This window comes from Pseudomonas sp. DCB_AW (assembly GCF_026240895.1).
GTDB lineage: Bacteria > Pseudomonadota > Gammaproteobacteria > Pseudomonadales > Pseudomonadaceae > Aquipseudomonas > Aquipseudomonas kermanshahensis.
Window position 1 is genome coordinate 323,883 of the sequence record NZ_JAPFCE010000001.1, and the last position, 14,088, is coordinate 337,970.

Annotated in this window: 19 protein-coding genes; 9 read left to right on the plus strand and 10 right to left on the minus strand. The window is 63.2% G+C overall.

Annotated elements, in window-relative coordinates:
- Positions 1-71 precede the first annotated feature (71 nt).
- Entirely contained in the window at positions 72-353 is a 282-nt protein-coding gene (locus tag OO306_RS01520) for a YheV family putative zinc ribbon protein (RefSeq protein ID WP_027592019.1), read from the minus strand.
- Positions 350-2,401 (minus strand): oligopeptidase A, encoded by a 2,052-nt coding sequence (gene prlC, locus OO306_RS01525; RefSeq protein ID WP_265967473.1) that lies wholly within the window; start codon positions 2,399-2,401, stop codon positions 350-352. The genes OO306_RS01520 and prlC overlap by 4 nt, the downstream gene beginning before the upstream one ends.
- 102 nt (positions 2,402-2,503) lie before the next feature.
- Between prlC and OO306_RS01530 the strand changes: the two genes are divergently transcribed.
- Positions 2,504-3,052, plus strand: coding sequence for a gamma carbonic anhydrase family protein (locus tag OO306_RS01530; RefSeq protein ID WP_027592021.1), 549 nt, complete (start codon positions 2,504-2,506; stop codon positions 3,050-3,052).
- Positions 3,053-3,071: 19 nt separating this feature from the next.
- The gene (locus tag OO306_RS01535; RefSeq protein WP_265967474.1) at positions 3,072-3,722 is read left to right on the plus strand and encodes an HAD family hydrolase; all 651 of its coding nucleotides are present in this window, start codon (positions 3,072-3,074) and stop codon (positions 3,720-3,722) included.
- 151 nt (positions 3,723-3,873) lie between these two features.
- On the opposite strand, the gene OO306_RS01540 is transcribed toward OO306_RS01535, so the two are convergent.
- Positions 3,874-4,965: an aminopeptidase gene (locus OO306_RS01540; protein ID WP_265967475.1), complete on the minus strand. Its 1,092-nt coding sequence runs from the start codon at positions 4,963-4,965 to the stop codon at positions 3,874-3,876.
- A 67-nt stretch (positions 4,966-5,032) separates the two neighbouring features.
- Here OO306_RS01540 and OO306_RS01545 point away from each other — a divergent pair, with 67 nt between their 5' ends.
- Positions 5,033-5,446, plus strand: coding sequence for a hypothetical protein (locus tag OO306_RS01545; protein WP_027592024.1), 414 nt, complete (start codon positions 5,033-5,035; stop codon positions 5,444-5,446).
- Between the two features lie 55 nt (positions 5,447-5,501).
- On the plus strand, positions 5,502-5,915 hold the full coding sequence (locus OO306_RS01550) for a hypothetical protein (RefSeq protein ID WP_085272118.1): 414 nt from the start codon (positions 5,502-5,504) through the stop codon (positions 5,913-5,915).
- A 117-nt stretch (positions 5,916-6,032) separates the two neighbouring features.
- Here OO306_RS01550 and OO306_RS01555 read toward each other — a convergent pair whose 3' ends face one another.
- Positions 6,033-6,266: a DUF1161 domain-containing protein gene (locus OO306_RS01555; RefSeq protein WP_027592026.1), complete on the minus strand. Its 234-nt coding sequence runs from the start codon at positions 6,264-6,266 to the stop codon at positions 6,033-6,035.
- 73 nt (positions 6,267-6,339) lie between these two features.
- Positions 6,340-6,765 carry an OsmC family protein gene (locus tag OO306_RS01560; protein ID WP_027592027.1) on the minus strand — a complete coding sequence of 142 codons (426 nt, stop codon included), beginning with the start codon at positions 6,763-6,765 and terminating at the stop codon, positions 6,340-6,342.
- A 170-nt stretch (positions 6,766-6,935) separates the two neighbouring features.
- On the opposite strand from OO306_RS01560, the gene OO306_RS01565 reads away from it, so the two are divergent.
- Complete coding sequence (locus OO306_RS01565) at positions 6,936-7,937, plus strand: LLM class flavin-dependent oxidoreductase (protein WP_099427987.1); 1,002 nt, start codon at positions 6,936-6,938, stop codon at positions 7,935-7,937.
- 39 nt (positions 7,938-7,976) lie between these two features.
- Here OO306_RS01565 and OO306_RS01570 read toward each other — a convergent pair whose 3' ends face one another.
- Entirely contained in the window at positions 7,977-8,198 is a 222-nt protein-coding gene (locus OO306_RS01570; RefSeq protein WP_085272120.1) for a DUF1161 domain-containing protein, read from the minus strand.
- A gap of 101 nt (positions 8,199-8,299) precedes the next feature.
- A complete protein-coding gene (locus OO306_RS01575; RefSeq protein ID WP_027592030.1) occupies positions 8,300-8,515 on the minus strand; it encodes a dodecin in 216 nt (71 codons plus the stop codon).
- 149 nt (positions 8,516-8,664) lie between these two features.
- Between OO306_RS01575 and OO306_RS01580 the strand changes: the two genes are divergently transcribed.
- Positions 8,665-8,988 carry a YqjD family protein gene (locus OO306_RS01580; protein ID WP_027592031.1) on the plus strand — a complete coding sequence of 108 codons (324 nt, stop codon included), beginning with the start codon at positions 8,665-8,667 and terminating at the stop codon, positions 8,986-8,988.
- Here the strand turns inward: OO306_RS01580 and OO306_RS01585 are convergent.
- Complete coding sequence (locus OO306_RS01585; RefSeq protein WP_099427986.1) at positions 8,985-9,881, minus strand: LysR family transcriptional regulator; 897 nt, start codon at positions 9,879-9,881, stop codon at positions 8,985-8,987. The two genes, OO306_RS01580 and OO306_RS01585, sit on opposite strands and share 4 nt — an antisense overlap.
- A 109-nt stretch (positions 9,882-9,990) precedes the next feature.
- Between OO306_RS01585 and trpB the strand changes: the two genes are divergently transcribed.
- Positions 9,991-11,208, plus strand: coding sequence for a tryptophan synthase subunit beta (gene trpB / locus OO306_RS01590; protein WP_027592033.1), 1,218 nt, complete (start codon positions 9,991-9,993; stop codon positions 11,206-11,208).
- Positions 11,205-12,014: a tryptophan synthase subunit alpha gene (gene trpA, locus OO306_RS01595; protein WP_265967476.1), complete on the plus strand. Its 810-nt coding sequence runs from the start codon at positions 11,205-11,207 to the stop codon at positions 12,012-12,014. Before trpB ends, trpA begins: the two co-directional genes overlap by 4 nt.
- A gap of 118 nt (positions 12,015-12,132) precedes the next feature.
- On the opposite strand, the gene OO306_RS01600 is transcribed toward trpA, so the two are convergent.
- Complete coding sequence (locus OO306_RS01600) at positions 12,133-12,465, minus strand: DOPA 4,5-dioxygenase family protein (protein ID WP_027592035.1); 333 nt, start codon at positions 12,463-12,465, stop codon at positions 12,133-12,135.
- Positions 12,466-12,517: 52 nt separating this feature from the next.
- On the opposite strand from OO306_RS01600, the gene OO306_RS01605 reads away from it, so the two are divergent.
- Positions 12,518-13,066 carry an NAD(P)H-binding protein gene (locus OO306_RS01605; protein WP_265967477.1) on the plus strand — a complete coding sequence of 183 codons (549 nt, stop codon included), beginning with the start codon at positions 12,518-12,520 and terminating at the stop codon, positions 13,064-13,066.
- Between the two features lie 97 nt (positions 13,067-13,163).
- On the opposite strand, the gene OO306_RS01610 is transcribed toward OO306_RS01605, so the two are convergent.
- On the minus strand, positions 13,164-14,063 hold the full coding sequence (locus OO306_RS01610; RefSeq protein WP_265967478.1) for a LysR family transcriptional regulator: 900 nt from the start codon (positions 14,061-14,063) through the stop codon (positions 13,164-13,166).
- Positions 14,064-14,088 lie beyond the last annotated feature (25 nt).

Genomic DNA, 14,088 nt, shown 5'->3' on the forward strand with positions numbered 1-14,088 from the left:
GCGGGCGAGCATGCCTACCTGGCAGGGCGGTAGAGGCTTGATTATCTACCACCCGGCCAGGCAGGCCGGCCTTATTCGGCCGGTTTCTTCAGCTTCGGATTGGGGAAGAACTGCACGGTCTGCACCTTGGCCGGCGCCGGCTTGGGCGCCAGGTGGTTGACCCGCGTGCCGAGCTCCGAAGGCACCGACAGCCCTTGTTCATTCAGGGTATCGGTGAAGCCGCAGGCCACGCACTCGCGGTGCGGCACGCCATCTTCGTTCCACATCATCAGCTTGTCGGGCTCGCTGCACGCCGGGCAGACCGCCCCGGCGATAAAGCGCTTCTTGGTCTTGTTCACAACTACCTCACTCATGCCGCCGCGTCCTCGCTCAGCCCGCAGTGGCGCAGCAATGCATCAATGGAAGGCTCACGGCCACGGAAGTCGACGAACAGCACCATCGGCTCACGCGAACCACCCCGCGCCAAGATCGCCTCGCGGAAGGCACGGCCGGTCTCGGCATTCAGCACGCCTTCTTCCTCAAAGCGCGAGAACGCGTCAGCCGACAGCACTTCAGCCCACTTGTAGCTGTAGTAGCCCGCGGCATAACCGCCCGCGAAGATGTGCGCGAAGCTGTTGGGGAAACGGTTGTACGCCGGTGGGCGCATCACGGTCACCTCGTCGCGCACGCCTTCGAGCACCTCCAGCACGCTGCGGCCATCGCCGTGGGTGGCGTGCAGCTCGAAGTCGAACAACGAGAATTCCAGCTGGCGCACCATCATCATGCCCGACTGGAAGTTTTTCGCCGCCAGCATCTTGTCCAGCAGGTCCTGGGGCAGGGCAGCGCCCGTTTCGTAATGGCCGGAGATCAGCGCCAGGCCTTCCGGCTCCCAGCACCAGTTCTCCATGAACTGGCTCGGCAACTCGACCGCGTCCCAGGCCACGCCATTGATGCCAGACACACCGGCATGTTCGATGCGGGTCAGCAGGTGGTGCAGGCCGTGGCCGAACTCGTGGAACAGGGTGGTGACTTCATCGTGGGTCAACAGCGCTGGCTTGCCAGGCGCGGCAGGGGTGAAGTTGCACACCAGGTTGGCCACCGGGCTCTGCAGCGCGCCTTCAACGGTGCGGCGACGGTCACGGGCGCCGTCCATCCACGCGCCACCGCGCTTGTTGGCGCGGGCATAGAGGTCGAAGAAGAAGCGGCCGACGTGCTGGCCGTTTTCCTTGATTTCGAACAGACGTACATCCGGGTGCCAGCTGTCGAAGCCTTTGAGCTCGGCGATTTCGATGCCGTACAGGCGCTGAACGATGCTGAACAGGCCCGACAGCACCTTGTCGATCGGGAAGTAGGCACGCAGGGTTTCCTGCGACACGCTGTAGCGTTGCTCGCGCAGCTTCTCGCCAAAGTAACCGGCATCCCAGCTGGACAGCTGCGGGCAGCCCTGCTCGGCAGCGTAAGCCTTGAGCTGCTCCAGGTCCTGGGCAGCGAACGGCTTGGAGCGCTTGGCCAGGTCACGCAGGAAGCTCAGCACCTGGTCGCTGGACTCGGCCATCTTGGTGGCCAGGCTCAGCTCGGCATAGTTCGGGTAGCCCAGCAGCTTGGCCAGTTCCTGACGCAAGTCGAGGATTTCCTGCATCACCGGGCCATTGTCGAACTGGCCGGCATTAGGGCCTTGGTCCGAGGCGCGGGTGCAGTAGGCGGCATACAGCTCTTCGCGCAGGGCGCGGTCGCTGGCGTAGGTCATCACCGCGTAATAGCTGGGGAATTCCAGGGTGATCAGCCAGCCGTCGAGGTCTTTGGCCTGGGCCGCGGCCGCCATCTGCGCCTTGGCCGAATCGGTCAGGCCGTCCAGCACGGCTTCGTCGGTGACGTGCTTGGTCCAGGCCTGGGTGGCATCGAGCAACTGGTTGGAGAACCGGCTGCCCAGCTCGCTGAGCTTGCTCTGCACTTCGGCATAGCGCTGCTGCTTGTCGGCCGGCAGGTCGATGCCCGACAGGCGGAAGTCGCGCAGGGCATGTTCGAGGATGGTCTTCTGCGCCACGTCGAAACTCGCCGCTTCCGGGCTGTTGACCAGCGCCTCGTAGGCTTCGAACAGCGCACGGTTCTGGCCCAGTTCGGTAGAGTAGGCGCTCAGCGCTGGCAGGCAAGACTCGTAGGCCTCGCGCAATTCCTTGCTGTTGCACACAGCATTGAGGTGGCTGACCGGGCTCCAGGCAGCGCCCAGGCGGTCATTCAGTTCGTCCATGGCCAGCACCAGGCCAGCCCAGGTAGGGTTCTTGCCCTGCTTTTCGAGGATATCGGCAATGGCTTTGCGGTTGTCGGCCAGGATCTCTTCGATCGCCGGCAGCACGTGTTCGGCGCGGATCGCCGAGAAGGGCGGCAGATCGTAGGGCTGCAGAAGCGGGTTGGTCGCACTCACGGTTTGGATACCTTGGCAGAAGAAACACTGGACCATCTTAATTACAATCGACGCCGACCGCAGCAGGCAGCCTGCCTATCGGCACAGATGAGAGACCCTATCATGGCCATTCGAAGCTTCCAGCAACACACTCCGAAAGTTGCACCACGGGCCTTCGTCGACCGCTCGGCGGTGGTGTTGGGCGACGTGGAGATTGGCGAAGACAGCTCGGTCTGGCCCTTGACTGTAGTACGCGGCGACATGCACCGCATCCGCATCGGCGCACGCACCAGCGTGCAGGACGGCAGCGTGCTGCACATCACCCATGCCGGCCCGTTCAACCCGGATGGCTTCCCGCTGATCATCGGCGATGAAGTGACCATCGGTCACAAGGTGATGCTGCATGGCTGTACCCTGGGCAACCGGATCCTGGTGGGCATGGGCAGCACCATCATGGACGGCGCCATCGTCGAGGACGAGGTGATCATCGGTGCCGGCAGCCTGGTACCACCCGGCAAGCGCCTGGAGAGCGGCTTCCTGTATGTGGGCAGCCCGGTAAAACAGGCCCGGCCGCTGACCGACAAAGAACGCGCGTTCTTCCCGTACAGCGCCAGCAATTACGTCAAGCTCAAGGACCAGCACCTGGCCGAAGGCTACGACCAACCAGAATGACTTGAGTGGAATCGCTTACATGCACCAGCAGAACATCCTCTTCGACCTTGATGGCACCCTGACCGACCCGCGGTTGGGCATCACCCGCTCCATCCAGTACGCCTTGGCCAAACTGGGCATCGATGAACCCGACCTGGCCCGCCTCGAACACTTCATCGGCCCGCCCTTGCTGCAGGCGTTCATGCAGTTCTACGGCTTTGACGAAGCCAAGGCGTGGGAGGCGGTCAATTTTTATCGCGAGCGCTTCCGCGTCACTGGCCTGTACGAAAACCAGGTGTTCGAGGGCGTACCGGAACTGCTCAAGGCCCTCAATGGCCAAGGGCGCACACTGTATGTGGCCACGTCCAAGCCTTGGGAATTCGCCCGCGAGATTGCTCGACACTTTGCGTTCGACCATCACTTCAAGGTGATTTATGGCAGTGAGCTGGACGGCACCCGAACTAACAAGGTCGAGTTGATTCGTCACCTGCTCGACGAGGAAGGGCTGGACCCGGCGCAAACGCTGATGATCGGCGATCGCAAGCACGACCTGATCGGGGCCCGCAGCAATGGGCTGCAGGCGGTGGCGGTGGGGTATGGGTTTGGTAGCGAAGAAGAGTTGACGGCCCAAGCGCCGGAGTTTCATTTCGCTACGTTGGCCGAGATGCATCGGGCCTTCATTAACGCCTGATAATGATTGGGGCTGCTTTGCAGCCCATTCGCGGGGCAAGTCGGACCGCCGCACCGCCGCTCCCACAGGTACCGCATCGCTATGAATGGCAGTGCAAAACTTGTGGGAGCGGGCTTGCCCCGCGAATGGGCCGCACAGCGGCCCCAAAATCTCATTGGGTAACCACAACCCGCGCCAACGCCGCCTTACGCGCTTCAACCGGCAACCGCCCAAGCGCCTCGACCCGCTCATAAAACCGCCCCCAATCCCCACCAACCTCACCAAACACCGCTGCAAACGCCGGCACCCATTGGTCATACAGCCCAAACGGCAGCAGCTTGGCATTGCTCATCGGCCCATACATCCAGGCGTCATAACGCGTGTCGCCCGCCCACTGGCTATCACGCACGGCTCGGTACTCGCGCCGCAACCGCTCGAACTCCGCCTGCTTCGCCACACGCTTATGCGCGTCATCCAGCGGCCCGGCATACATCTCCTGGAGCCGTTCACGGCTGGCCAGCACCAGCCGAATGAACTGGTCACGCTGCTGCGCCTGATCATCCTCGATCGCTGCAAGCCCACGCGCTGCGCGCCATTGCCGCGATCCCTCCTGCTCGACGAAGGTGGCAAACGATTCGTTGAACGCCGTGTCGTCCTGCACATAAAAGCGCTGATGGGCCAGCTCATGGAAAATCAACGACGCCAACCGCTCATCCCCCCAGCCAACCATCGACGACAACAACGGGTCGTCGAACCAGCCCAGGGTCGAATACGCCTCGACGCCGCCCACATACACATCCATACCCGCCTGGCGCATCAACGCCGCCGCGCCACGCGCCGCCCCCTGGCGGTAATAGCCGCGATAGGCCACGCAGCCGGCAATCGGGAAGCAATGCGTCACCGGCTGCAACGACAGTTCAGGCGTGGCGAATACATTCCATACCACGTAGGGGCGCCCCAGGTCGGCGTAAACCCGGTAGCTGCGGTTGTCCGGCAGTTTCAGCTGCTGGCTGGCGAACACCCGGGCCTGTTCGGCATGCTGTAGCCGCGCACGTAACTGCGGGCTGCTGGCCGGGTCTGCCAGCACCTTTTCCACCGGCTGACGCGCGCGCAGTAGCTGCCATTGGCCCTCTGCTAACTGGCCGTAATAGCCGACGCTGCTGCAACCGTTCAGCAGAACGGCCGCCAACACGGGAACAAAACGGGTGAAAAGGCGGTCGAGTGGCCCAGGGCCTGAGCGCTGAAAAAGAAAAAGTCGAAGCATCTGGGACTGTCTGACTCGCTCATGGCCAATACGCTCCAAGACTATCTCGCCAGGGGGGAGTTTCGCCATGCGTCCATTGTTTGCCGCCAGCACACTCATGCTGTTGTCTGCGTGCTCAACCCTGCCGGACCCCGATCCGAATCAGGCCTGGGTCGACCTCACCCCCGTTGACGAGACGTCGCTGCACGCCGTGCAGGTGGACGAACGCGACTGGGCTGACACACGCTATTTCGAAGTTGCCCCCGGCAGCCACGAACTGACCGTGCGCTACCAGTTCCCGGTCACCCCGAGCAATATCGGCCCGGTCAACGAGCCGCTGTGGCGCGATTGCCAGCTCAACCTCACCTTCAAAGACTTCAGCGCCGGCCAGCGCTACCAGTTGCAGGCGGGCAGCATCGGCTTCCGACCCTGGATCAAACTTTACGACCACCAGCAAAAACTGGTGGGCCAAGGCCTGCCAGCGGGCTGTCAACGCACCTGAACCCCGCAAACGGCGCTATGCTTGTAACTTGTGAATCGCAAGTGGGAGTTTTGCCATGCGCCAGCCCATGATGCTGATCGCCCTCAGTGCACTGGGGGCTTGCGCCAGCCCCTTGCCGCCCGTCGACCCCAAGCAGGCCTGGGTCGAGCTTTCCACCATCACCCCCGGCAGGGTCCTCATGGCCGACCGCCTCGACGGTCAGCGGCTGGAGGATGGCCGATACTTCCAGGTAACGCCTGGCAAGCACGAGCTGGTGGTGCGTTTCGATTATGAGATTTACGGCGGGGGCATCATGTCCCAGCCGAGGGACCGTACCTGTTATCTGACGGTGCGCTATGACAGTTTCAAAGCCGGCGAACGCTATCGCCTGGAGGCCCGGGCGCCCGTGATGGAGCCGCAGGTGCTGCTGTACGACGCCAGCCGCAAGGTGCTGGTGAACGAGCCCAGCAACGTGTTTTGCATTCCGTGACGTTGGGGGCGCTTTGCGCCCCTTTCGCGACGCAAGGCCGCTCCCACAGTCAGTCATGTACCTGTAGGAGCGGCCTTGCGTCGCGAAGGGCCGCAAAGCGGCCCCAGCATTCAGATGCTACCGGTCGTTCTTCTGGTAGATGATCTTCTTGGTGCCACCTTCGCAGCTACCCACGACCATGTTCGGGTCCTTGACCTCGCTGTTGGGCACGATTTCCAGGGTGTAGGACGGTACGCCCTGGGCCTGGATCTTGGCCTCGATCTCGGCTTTCAATTCTTCGCACGGCTTCACTGCCGCCAGCGTAGAGGTGGCGAGCAGGGAGGCCAACACGGCGATTGCTACGCGGATCATGGAACGGCTCCTGAAAGGGCAGTCGTGCTGCCATTGCTGGTTAGACTACAGCAAACCGCCCTCGTTGCGCCGCCTAGCCCACCAGCGAGGCATCCAGGCTGATGGTGGCATTGAGCACCTTCGACACCGGGCAACCGGCCTTGGCCTTGTTGGCGATTTCAAGGAACTGCGCCTCGCTGGCGCCCGGCACCTTGGCCTTCAGAATCAGGTGCACGGCAGTGATGGCAAAGCCGTCGGCCTGCTTGTCCAGCGTCACCTCGGCAATGGTATCGATGCGGTCTGCGGTCAGCCCCGCTTCACCCAGCATCATCGACAGCGCCATCGAGAAGCAACCGGCATGGGCAGCGCCGATCAGCTCTTCCGGGTTGGTGCCGGGCGAGCCTTCGAAACGGGTATTGAAGCCGTACGGGTTCTGCTTGAGCGCGCCGCTTTCAGTGGAAAGCAAGCCTTTGCCGTCCTTCAGGCCGCCTTGCCAGATCGCCGATGCTGTCTTTTTCATGATGCCTCCTGGTCGCTACGTTTACATATCTTGGGGTGACATGCTTAAGGGTTCAGAGGTCGGCTACCTACGGCAAGTTCAGATCAATCTGACCGCAAGCATTGAATCCACCGAATGTGCCCATACAGAGTTCAAAAGGCCTCTGGCCAACCACCTTCAAGGAGGCTCCGATGACGCAGCTGCGTGACCTGAAAATTTCCACCCTCGACCTCGTGCCCGTGCGCGCCGATGGCGGGCCGGCGCAGTCGCTGCGTAACTCGCTGGACCTTGCACAGCACGCGGAACGCTTCGGCTACAACCGCTTCTGGGTCGCCGAGCACCACAACATGGATGGCATTGCCAGTTCCGCGACCTCGGTGTTGCTCGGCTACCTGGCGGGCGGTACCTCGACCATTCGTGTCGGTTCCGGTGGCGTGATGCTGCCCAACCACGCGCCGCTGGTAATCGCCGAACAGTTCGGCACCTTGGCCAGCCTGTACCCAGGCCGCATCGACCTGGGCCTGGGCCGCGCCCCTGGCTCCGACCAGATGACCGCCCGGGCCCTGCGCCGCGAGCGCTCCGGCAGCGCGGACGACTTCCCCGATGATGTCGAAGAGCTGTCGCGCTACCTCGGCCCGCGCACCGATGATCAAAAAGTGATCGCCGTGCCAGGGCATGACACCGAGGTGCCAATGTGGCTGCTCGGCTCAAGCCTGTTCAGTGCGCAGTTGGCCGGCATGCGCGGTATGCCCTATGCGTTCGCCTCGCATTTTGCGCCGCGCTACATGCACGAAGCGATTCGCGTCTATCGCAACCATTTCAAACCCTCCACCACGCTGGACAAGCCTTATGTGATGCTCGGTATTCCCATGGTGGTGGCCGACACCGACGAGCAGGCCGAGTACCTGGCCACGTCGGTGTACCAGCGCATTCTTGCCCTGATTCGCGGGCAGAGCCTGATGCAGCGTCCGCCCGTGCCAAGCATGGATGGGCTGTGGCTACCCCACGAGCGCGATGCGGTGATGAGCTTCCTCGGCCTGGCCATGATTGGCAGCCCGCAGAAGGTGCGGGCCAACGTCGAGGTGCTGCTGGAACAGACCGGCGCGGATGAGCTGATCTTTACCTGCGACTTGTATGAGCATGCGGACCGGGTCAGGTCCTATGAACTGATGGCAGAGGCCTTGAAGGCCTAGTAGCCCGCCTCGCGGGTAACCCCGCGAAGAGGCCGTCACTCAACCACGCCGGTAGACAATTTCCTTGGTACCGGCTTCACAGCTGCCAATCACCTTGCCCGCTGCATCGCCTTTCTTGACGATCTCCAGCGTGTAGCCATGCACGCCTTTGGCATCCAGCTTGGCGGCAAGCTCTGCCTTCAGTTCTTCACACGGCTTGCCCGCCGCCAGCGCACCACCCGCCAGTGCCATCAGGCCCGCCGCCAGAATCAGTTTCTTCATCGATCGCTTTCCTTGTACAGATGAAAATCAAAGAGGGCGCCGGCAACGGCGCCCCCTCTCTATTACCCCATCTTGCCGGCGCCAGCTAGCCCGGTAATGCTTCAGCTATTGGCAATCCGAAACCCGACCTTGAGCGTGACCTGGAAGTGCGCCGCCTTGTTGTCATGGATATGGCCCCGCGTGTCGATCACTTCGAACCATTCCAGGTGCTTGATGCTCTTGCCCGCTTCGGCCAGGGCATTGTTGATCGCGTCCTCGATGCTGGTGGGCGACGACCCAACCAGTTCGATCTTCTTGTACGTGTGATGATCGGACATGTGCACTCTCCTTGGATGACGGTGAAATTGAGCCTAGCAGCGCAGGCCTGGTTTACCTGCGAGCCGTCGCCAGGGATGAAAGTTCGATCGCACTTTCGCCGCGCGGTGCAGTCGCAATCCTTACAGCCCATCCCCGAAGGAGAGTCAACATGCACCGCAACTCGCTGCGTAAAACATCCCTGGAAAGCATGGAAGCCGAGATCGAAAGCCTTCTGAAATCGCTGGAAAACCTCAAACACGATGCCTCGGAGGAGTCCCAGAAGTCGGTGAAGGCAATCCGCAGCAACGCCGAGAGCGCACTCAAACATTCGCGCAGCCTGCTGAGCGACGCCTACGAGGAAGTGAAGACCCGCACTCGCCAAACCGGCATCGCCACCCGTGACTACGCCCAGGAGCACCCCATCACCACCGCCGGGGTAGCCGTGGGTGCCTTGGGCCTGCTGGCGGCTTGGCTGCTGTACAAGCGCAACTAAGCGATCTGCAGCCGCAGTTCCTGGCGCAGCCATTGCGCCAGTTGCTCGGCGCGCCCATCCGCGGCGCGCCGTGGCACCCACAGCGCCAGCGCGGCGTGCGTGGGTGAAAAGCCCCAAGGGGCCGCCAACCTCCCAGCCCGCAGATCATCCGCCACCAACTGCTGCGGCGCGATCGCGACCCCCAGCCCGGCCACTGCGGCCTCCAGCAAGTAGTACAGGTGTTCGAAGGCCTGGCCGAACGGCAATGCGCCCGGCTCGAGCCCGTGCTGCGCCGCCCACGCAGGCCACGCCTGCGGGCGTGAGGTGGTGTGCAGCAGCGACTCGCCCAGCAAAGCCTGGGGCGCCGCGCCGCGCAAACGCTCGAAGCCGGCGAAGTGGGGGCTGAGCACAGGCCCGATGCGTTCTTCGGCCAACACGTGCACCTGCATGTCTGCCGGCCACGGTGGCTCGGCAAACACAAGCAAGGCATCCAGGCCTGGGCGCCGCGGGTCCAAGTCGCCTTCCCCGGCAGACAGGTGCAGGCGCAGCTCCGGCAGGTCCGCCTTGAGCCGCCCGAGCCTGGGGATGAACCACCGCGCCAGCAGACTGCCGGAACAGCCAAGGACGAACGGCGCCTCGCTGTTATCCCGGCTCAACTCGGCACACACACCCCGCAACCTGTCGAATGCCTCGCCACTGGCATCGCGCAGGCGCATGCCGGCATCTGTGAGTTTGATGCCACGCCCATCCTTGACGAACAGGGCAATGCCCAAGTGCTCTTCAAGCACTTTGATCTGCCGGCTGACCGCGCCGTGCGTCACATGCAGCGCTTCGGCCGCCTGGCTGACGCTGTTAAGCCGGGCAGTCGCCTCGAAGGCCCGAAGGGCATTGAGCGGGGGAAGGTCCTGGGCCATTGTCTTGTGAGTTTTCCTGACAGGTTTGCGCAATCTTATCGGTTTTCAGACGGGCGTTGCGTGGTTAGAGTAAAGCCCATCACTCATTCATTACGCCTTGGAGCGCCCCATGACCCAGACTCAATACCGCCCTGGCCCAGACGCCAACGGCCTGTTCGGCTCGTTCGGCGGCCGCTACGTGGCAGAAACCCTGATGCCACTGGTACTGGACCTGGCCCGCGAATACGAAGCCGCCAAGGCCGACCCGAAGTTTCTCGAAGAGCTGGCGTACTTCCAGCGCGACTACATCGGCCGCCCGAACCCGCTGTACTTCGCCGAGCGCCTGACCGAGCACTGTGGCGGGGCAAAAATCTTCTTCAAGCGTGAAGAGCTCAACCACACCGGCGCGCACAAGGTGAACAACTGCATCGGCCAGGTGCTGCTGGCCAAGCGCATGGGCAAAAAACGCCTGATCGCCGAAACCGGTGCCGGCATGCACGGCGTGGCCACCGCCACCGTCGCCGCCCGCTTCGGCCTGCCTTGTGTCATCTACATGGGCGCCACCGACATCGAGCGCCAGCAGGCCAACGTGTTCCGCATGAAGCTGCTGGGCGCCGAAATCGTCCCGGTCACCGCCGGTACCGGCACCCTGAAAGACGCCATGAACGAGGCCCTGCGCGACTGGGTCACCAACGTCGAAGACACCTTCTACCTGATCGGCACCGTCGCCGGCCCGCACCCGTACCCGGCCATGGTCCGCGACTTCCAGTCGATCATCGGCAAGGAAACCCGTGCCCAGTTGCAAGAGAAGGAAGGGCGCCTGCCCGACAGCCTGGTGGCCTGCGTCGGTGGCGGCTCCAACGCCATGGGCCTGTTCCACGAATTCCTTGAAGAGCCAAGCGTGCAGATCATCGGCGTCGAAGCCGGCGGCCACGGCGTGCACACCGACAAACACGCGGCCAGCCTGAACGGCGGCGTACCCGGCGTGCTGCACGGCAACCGCACCTACCTGCTGCAGGACGCTGACGGCCAGATCACCGACGCCCACTCGATTTCCGCCGGCCTCGACTACCCGGGCATCGGCCCGGAGCACGCTTACCTGCATGAAGTGAAGCGCGTCGAGTACGTCAGCATCACCGACGACGAAGCCCTTGATGCGTTCCACGCCACCTGCCGCCTGGAAGGCATCATCCCGGCCCTGGAAAGCTCCCACGCCCTGGCCGAGGCGATCAAGCGCGCACCGAACCTGCCCAAGGACCACCTGATGGTCGTGTGCCTGTCCGGGCGCGGCGACAAAGACATGCAAACCGTGATGAACCACATGGCCGCCCAGGAGAAACAGGCATGAGCCGTCTTGAACAACGCTTCGCCGAACTCAAGGCCGAAGGCCGTTCGGCACTGGTCACCTTCGTTACCGCGGGCGACCCGGGCTATAACGCTTCGCTGCGCATCCTCAAGGGCCTGCCGGAAGCCGGCGCCGACGTGATCGAGCTGGGCATGCCGTTCACCGACCCGATGGCCGATGGCGTGGCCATTCAGCTAGCGACCCTGCGTGCACTGGAAGCCGGCCAGACCTTGGCCAAGACCCTGCAGATGGTTCGTGAATTCCGCGTGGGCAACCAGGCCACGCCGATCGTGCTGATGGGTTACTACAACCCGATCCATCGCTTTGGCGTGGAAAAGTTCGTGGCAGAAGCCAAGGAAGCCGGCGTCGATGGCCTGATCATCGTCGACCTGCCGCCCGAGCATGATGCCGAGCTGGCCACCCCAGCCCAGGCTTCGGGCATCGACTTCATCCGCCTGACCACCCCGACCACCGACGACGCACGCCTGCCGCGTGTGCTGGAGCGCAGCTCCGGGTTCGTCTATTACGTGTCCGTCGCCGGTGTGACCGGCGCGGGCTCGGCAACCACCGAGCACGTGACCGAAGCCATCGCCCGCCTGCGTCGGCATACCGACCTGCCGATCAGCGTTGGTTTCGGCATTCGTACCCCGGAGCAGGCTGCGAACATCGCCCGCCTGGCCGATGGTGTGGTGGTGGGGTCGGCGCTGGTCGACAAGATCGCTCATGCCAAGGATGCCGATCAGGCCGTCAATGATGTGCTGAGCCTGTGCTCGGCGTTGGCTGAAGGCGTGCGCGGCGCCCGACGCTGATTGGCGTTGCATTCTTCGCGGGGCAAGCCCGCTCCCACAGGTTCACTGCAATCTGTCAGAAAGCACTCGACCTGTGGGAGCGGGCTTGCCCCGCGAATGGCCGCATAGCGGCCCCCATCTAACCGCCAAAAATCGACAGCTTCAGCGGCCGCACAGCCCCCATCCAGATCGCATGATCCCGGTGATCCGCCAGCTCATCCCCGGTCAGCGGATGCAGAAACACCACCAACCCTTTCCGATACAGCGCCAGCCACGGCAACACCACCCCCACCACTTCAGGCCCGAACGCCAGCTGGCAACTCCAGTCCGGATGCGGCCCCACGGGTTGCTGGTGCATGCGCCCCATGGTCACGGGGAACAGCCGCGCCGCCTCCTCGCACAGTTCTCGCGCCTGCTCGAGGGTCGATGCGTCGTAGTACACGTGGGCGTGATAGCCCTTGATCCTTTGCACGATAACTCCTGATTGCGGTCAAACCATCACCCCCTGCAAAGGAAGTGATGCAGTGAAAAACGCCGAAACCCCAGTATTCAAGCTGGTCCTGTTCGGGGCCGAGTCCAGCCTTGGCAGTGCGCTGATTACCGAGCTGCTGTCACGCCAGCACGAAGTGACCGCCGTGGTCGATGACCTCAACCGCCATGCGCCACGCCCTGGCCTGCATTTCAAGATAGGCGGGCTGGCGAGTGCCGACCAGGCGGAGCAGGGTGCCGCAGGCGGCTCGGCGGTAGTTGCCTTGGTGTCAGCCTTGGCACCCGGTGACCTGCCTGCGCAATGGCAGATGAGCGAAGCGCTGGTGGCCGGGCTTGCGCGTACGACTATACGCCGGCTGTTGCTGGTGGGCGATTTCGATGTGTTGGACAGGCCAGGCGATTACAACGATGAAGCGCGTGAAGGCGTGGACCAGGTTGTCGATGGGCTGCAGCGCAGCGCATTGCACTGGACCCTGATCAATGCACCCCAGACGTTGGTCGACCTGGAGAGGGTAGCGGCGGGGATGGCCGATATGCTGGACTTGGGTTTACATCGGGGCGAGCATCTCAACTTCGTATCCTGAGGCCTCTTCGCGGGCCAAGCCCGCTCCCACAAGTACTGCACAGCTATCCAATCCTGTGGTGTACCGGTGGGAGCGGGCTTGCCCCGCGAAGAGGCCCTCAAGACTCACGCTCATCCTCCAGCCAACCGACAAACCGCTCAATCAGCGCCCCACGCCGCTTGCGCGGTGGCAAAACCGCGTAATACCCGCGTTCCGAGCGCAAACTGCCCTCCAAAGGCCGGCACAGCAGCCCCTGTTCAACCAGCCCATCGACCAGGTGCCCCCAGCCAATCGCTACCCCTTGCCCGGCAATCGCTGCCTGGATCAACAAGGTGTAGTTATCAAAACGCAACTGCCCCGGTGGCGGTGGGCTGTCTACGCCAAACCCACGAAACACACCCGCCCAATCAAACCAACGGCTGGCCTGCTCACCGCGCAGGTGAAGCAACGGCAAACGCTGCAAAGCCACGGCTGACAAGGGTTTGCCATGAGTCAGGCGGGGGCTGCAGACCGGGAATACCTCCTCATCGAACAACCACCGGCTCTCGCCTTGATGAAAACGCCCGTCACCAAACAGCACCGCCACATCGATATCCGGCCGCAGCATCGCCTGGCTGCGCTCACCCGTTACCAGGCTCACATCCACCTGTGGATAAGCTTCATGAAAGCGTTGCAACCGGGGCATCAGCCAGAACGCGGCAAAGGCGAAGTCGGTCGCCACCTGAAGCACCTCGCGCTGGCCTCGCCCGCTGGCCAGGGCAAGCCCATCGTCCATGGCCTGCAGCCCTTGGTGCACCTGTTCGAACAGCAACTGGCCGGCCTCGGTCAGCGCAATGCCCCGGTAGATCCGGTCGAACAGCCGGGTACCCAGCTGGGCTTCCAGGCGCTTCACCTGCTGGCTCACGGCGGGCTGCGTGGTCCCCAGCTCAAGCGCCGCAGCCGTGAAGCCACGCAACCGCGCTGCGGCCTCGAACACACGCAGGGTATCGAGCGACAGCTCGCCAAGGCGCTCAAACATAAGCTCAGCTAATCCCAGTCATTGC

What these genes read in the sequence shown, in the direction of transcription:
- OO306_RS01520 (WP_027592019.1), bottom strand. Translation starts at nt 353, where the DNA reads ATGAGTGAGGTAGTTGTGAACAAGACCAAGAAGCGCTTTATCGCCGGG.
- OO306_RS01530 (WP_027592021.1), top strand. Translation starts at nt 2,504, where the DNA reads ATGGCCATTCGAAGCTTCCAGCAACACACTCCGAAAGTTGCACCACGG.
- OO306_RS01535 (WP_265967474.1), top strand. Translation starts at nt 3,072, where the DNA reads ATGCACCAGCAGAACATCCTCTTCGACCTTGATGGCACCCTGACCGAC.
- OO306_RS01540 (WP_265967475.1), bottom strand. Translation starts at nt 4,965, where the DNA reads ATGCTTCGACTTTTTCTTTTTCAGCGCTCAGGCCCTGGGCCACTCGAC.
- OO306_RS01545 (WP_027592024.1), top strand. Translation starts at nt 5,033, where the DNA reads ATGCGTCCATTGTTTGCCGCCAGCACACTCATGCTGTTGTCTGCGTGC.
- OO306_RS01550 (WP_085272118.1), top strand. Translation starts at nt 5,502, where the DNA reads ATGCGCCAGCCCATGATGCTGATCGCCCTCAGTGCACTGGGGGCTTGC.
- OO306_RS01555 (WP_027592026.1), bottom strand. Translation starts at nt 6,266, where the DNA reads ATGATCCGCGTAGCAATCGCCGTGTTGGCCTCCCTGCTCGCCACCTCT.
- OO306_RS01560 (WP_027592027.1), bottom strand. Translation starts at nt 6,765, where the DNA reads ATGAAAAAGACAGCATCGGCGATCTGGCAAGGCGGCCTGAAGGACGGC.
- OO306_RS01565 (WP_099427987.1), top strand. Translation starts at nt 6,936, where the DNA reads ATGACGCAGCTGCGTGACCTGAAAATTTCCACCCTCGACCTCGTGCCC.
- OO306_RS01570 (WP_085272120.1), bottom strand. Translation starts at nt 8,198, where the DNA reads ATGAAGAAACTGATTCTGGCGGCGGGCCTGATGGCACTGGCGGGTGGT.
- OO306_RS01575 (WP_027592030.1), bottom strand. Translation starts at nt 8,515, where the DNA reads ATGTCCGATCATCACACGTACAAGAAGATCGAACTGGTTGGGTCGTCG.
- OO306_RS01580 (WP_027592031.1), top strand. Translation starts at nt 8,665, where the DNA reads ATGCACCGCAACTCGCTGCGTAAAACATCCCTGGAAAGCATGGAAGCC.
- OO306_RS01585 (WP_099427986.1), bottom strand. Translation starts at nt 9,881, where the DNA reads ATGGCCCAGGACCTTCCCCCGCTCAATGCCCTTCGGGCCTTCGAGGCG.
- trpB (WP_027592033.1), top strand. Translation starts at nt 9,991, where the DNA reads ATGACCCAGACTCAATACCGCCCTGGCCCAGACGCCAACGGCCTGTTC.
- trpA (WP_265967476.1), top strand. Translation starts at nt 11,205, where the DNA reads ATGAGCCGTCTTGAACAACGCTTCGCCGAACTCAAGGCCGAAGGCCGT.
- OO306_RS01610 (WP_265967478.1), bottom strand. Translation starts at nt 14,063, where the DNA reads ATGTTTGAGCGCCTTGGCGAGCTGTCGCTCGATACCCTGCGTGTGTTC.